Source organism: Streptococcus sp. Z554, assembly GCF_053010305.1.
This window is the reverse complement of the sequence record NZ_JBRKNV010000016.1, coordinates 1-3,594: the sequence shown is the minus strand read 5'-3', so window position 1 is coordinate 3,594 and position 3,594 is coordinate 1. Positions and strand designations below refer to the sequence as shown.

Genomic DNA, 3,594 nt, shown 5'->3' with positions numbered 1-3,594 from the left:
ACAACGTGAAGACAAGTGTACCAAACGATGCGACTGCCTTTGCAGTAACAGATACTTTGGTAGACGTTCTTGAATTCAGAGGTTCAGCAACTGCAAGCTTGAACGGTCAAGTTCTTGACCCAAGTCAAATCAAGGTAGAAGGTCAAACTATTACCTTGACCCTTACAGAAGCACAAGTCAAAGCAAGTGCTGGTCAAGCAGTTGAATTAACATTCAACGCTAAGATCAAAGAAGGTTCAGACTTGACTCCATATCTAACTGATCGTGGATTCACTGTACCAAATACTGCTGGCTATGACGCAGGCTTCCCACACAAACCAGGTGTTCACAAAGATTCTAATGAAGTTCCAGTTGTAGTTCCAAAAGAACCAGAACCAGAAATTTCTAAGAAGATCAACCGTACTTTGGACCACTTGGATGTAGACTACGAAGCACCTTACATGTACAATGTTAATACTGCTTTACCAAAAGATATTGATAAGTACAAAGAGTTTACAGTAACAGATACTCTTGAATCTGTGTTGGCAATCACAGATACACCAGTAGCTTATGTAGATGGTCTTGATGCAACTGGAGTTCTTGAAACTAAAGTTGAAGGAAATACAGTAACTGTAACAGTGAAAGATTTCGCTCGACTTAAAGGATTCAAAGAAATCCAATTGTACATCCCAGCTAAGCTTAAAGCTAACAGCGACTTGAGCGCTTACGCTAACCAATTGGTACCTAACAAAGCAACTGTAAACTTCAAGGATGCTAACGGTCAATCTGGTAGCAAGGAAACTAAACCAGTAACGGTTAAACCTCGTGAACCAGAAAAACCAACTGATCCAAAACCAAATGAACCAGTTAAGACTGTTGGACCAGAAGATGGATCTAAACCTGGTAAAGAGTACCACTTGCCAAACGCAACTGATACATTCCGCTTCGACATTTCAACGCTCGTTCCTGCAGATCCAACGGATGAAAATGGAAACGCCTTGAAAGATGAGTACGGCCGCATCAAGAAGACTGAATTGACTAACTTCACTATCAGTGATGAAATCGACCAAGTCCTCAAAGTGAACCGTGACCGTATTGCTCTTAAAGTTGAAAACGCACAGTTTGACAAACTTCAAGCAGCTCTTCAAGCTCAACTTGATCAAGTTGAAGCTGAGCTTAAAGCCTTGATGGCTAAGTCTGAAGACAAGTCAGCTGATGAGAAAGTGAAAGCGGCTGAAGCTAAAGTTGCTGACTTGAAAGCTAAGGTAGAAGCAGCCAAAGCAGCAGTAACAACTGAGACTCCTGCAACAACTGAAGCACCAGCAACGACTGAAGCTCCTGTAACATCAGAAGGCGCAACAACTGAAGCGCCAGCAACAACTGAAGCACCTGCTACAACAGAAGCAGCACCAAGCCAACCAAGTCCAGAACTTGCTAACTTGGAAGCTGAACTCAAAGCAGCTGAAGCAGAACTTGCAAGCCTTCAAGCAGCAGCTAAGAAAGAAGCTGAATTGTCACCAGCTGATAAGAAACAACAACAAGAGAAACTTGAAAACGAAATCAAGAAACTGAAAGAAGCTCAAGCTAAGCTTAAATCAGCAATTGAAAAAGTTTCTAAAGTTTCAAATGACCGTGGTGAATTGGTAGGTAAAGATTTGGAAGCAATTGCCAAAGTTACTTACGATGAAACTACAAACCTTGTGACTGTTGAAATCAGCGACAAGGACGTTCTTGAAGCCTTGAAGGGAAGTAAAGTAAGTCTCGTTCTTTACACTAACTTCAAAGAAGGAACTGACTTCTCTAAATATGCTACTAAAGGTGTACCAAATACTGCTAAAGTAAGCTTCAACAACAAGCCAGGTACTACTAATACTGTTGTAGTGTTCCCACCAACACCACCAACACCAGAAAAACCACAAACACCACCACCAGGAGGAACTGTTCCTCCGGCAGAACCTAAGAAAACATTGCCAAATACAGGTTCTGAAGTATCTTCAATCTTTGGAGTACTTGCAGCCCTAGCTCTAGGCCTTGCTGGACTTCTTGTTTGGGGACGCAAAGTGGAGCGTTAAAAGACGGTAAAGAGGAGAGTAGAAGAATCTACTCTTCTCATTACTGTTTGATGAACAAAGTCAAGGGAAGAATAATGAGTAGAAAAAAATTATTAAAATTAGGAATTTCAATACTCGCTTTAAATGCTCTTGGAGTTGCGACTTATCATGTAGCTCCTGATCTATATGAAATTAAGACTGTACATGCAGAAGAACCAGGAGAAGATGAAGAAATCCCTGATGCTGCGGAAAGAAGTATCGCTTTTAAGTTCAGGGATAAAATGAACGACCTTGAAGAGGATTTTAATGATCTCAAAAAGAATCCTTCAGATGAAGAAACTCGTGAACTTGTACAAGATGAGTTAGATGATGTTGTAAAATATTATGGTATTGCCAAAAAAGCAATGAAGAGCGAAGTTGGAAAAAAATTCTTTGCACCTCTTGAAGAACGCTATCATACTTTGAAAGCTAAAGTAGAAGCGGCTTTGAATGGCAAAACTGAAGAACCAACAACACCAAAAGTTGAGCATCAAGAAATCACAACTAAGGAACCAGTTCCTTACCCATCTCGCACTGAGTACAATGCAACCCTTCCAGAAGGAACTCGCAATGTTAAGCAGGCAGGTGTTAATGGTGAAAAGACTGTTGTTTGGGATATCACTTTGACAGATGGCAAAGAAACAGCTCGTACCAAGAAGAGCGAAAATGTCACTAAACAGCCAGTTGAAGAAATCATCGAGGTTGGTACTAAGAAAGCCGCAGTAGAAACCAAAGAGAATGTAACTGTTGAAGAAAAAGTTCCATTCAAAGAAGAAACTAAGGTAGATCCAGCACTTGACAAGGGTAAAACTCGTGTTGAGGAAGGTGAAGAAGGTATCGATGAAGTTACATATGAAGTAACTAAAGTTGATGGTAAAGAAACAGCTCGTAAAGAGGTTTCACGTAAAACCAAAAAAGCACCTAAGAACAAAGTAACTTATACTGGAAGCAAAGCTGTTATCACAACTAAGGAAGTAACTCGTACAGAAGAAGTTGCCTTTACATCACGTGAAGTTGAAAATGCAATGTTAGCTGAAGGTGTTCGCCGTGTGAAAACAGCTGGACAAAAGGGTGTACGTACCATTGTTGAGACAGTGACTTACACAGATGGCGTTGAAACAAGTCGCGTTGTGAAATCAGACGATATCACAACAGCACCAGTTGAAGAAGTCATTGAAGTAGGAACTAAGAAAAATCCAGTCATCACAACTAAAGACGAAACTCGAACTGAAGAAGTTGCCTTCCAAACTAAGGAAGTAACCAACCCAGACCTAGCAGAAGGTGTTCGTCAAGTTAAGGTAGCTGGACAAAAAGGTGTTCGTACTATTGTTGAGACAGTGACTTATGCAGATGGCGTTGAAACAGGTCGTGTCGTGAAATCAAGTGAAATTACGACAGCACCAGTTGATGAAGTCATCGAAGTAGGCGCTAAGAAAAATCCAGTCATCACAACTAAAGACGAAACTAGAACTGAAGAAGTTGCCTTCCAAACTACGGAAGTAGCGAACCCAGACCTAGCAGAAGG

At 41.0% G+C, this 3,594-nt stretch carries 2 protein-coding genes; both read left to right on the top strand.

Annotated elements, in window-relative coordinates:
- Positions 1-2,051: isopeptide-forming domain-containing fimbrial protein (locus ACVC7R_RS08450; protein WP_447264341.1), on the top strand; the 2,051-nt coding region annotated here is incomplete at its 5' end.
- Between the two features lie 74 nt (positions 2,052-2,125).
- The coding region (locus ACVC7R_RS08445; RefSeq protein ID WP_447264340.1) for a G5 domain-containing protein at positions 2,126-3,594 on the top strand (1,469 nt) is incomplete at its 3' end.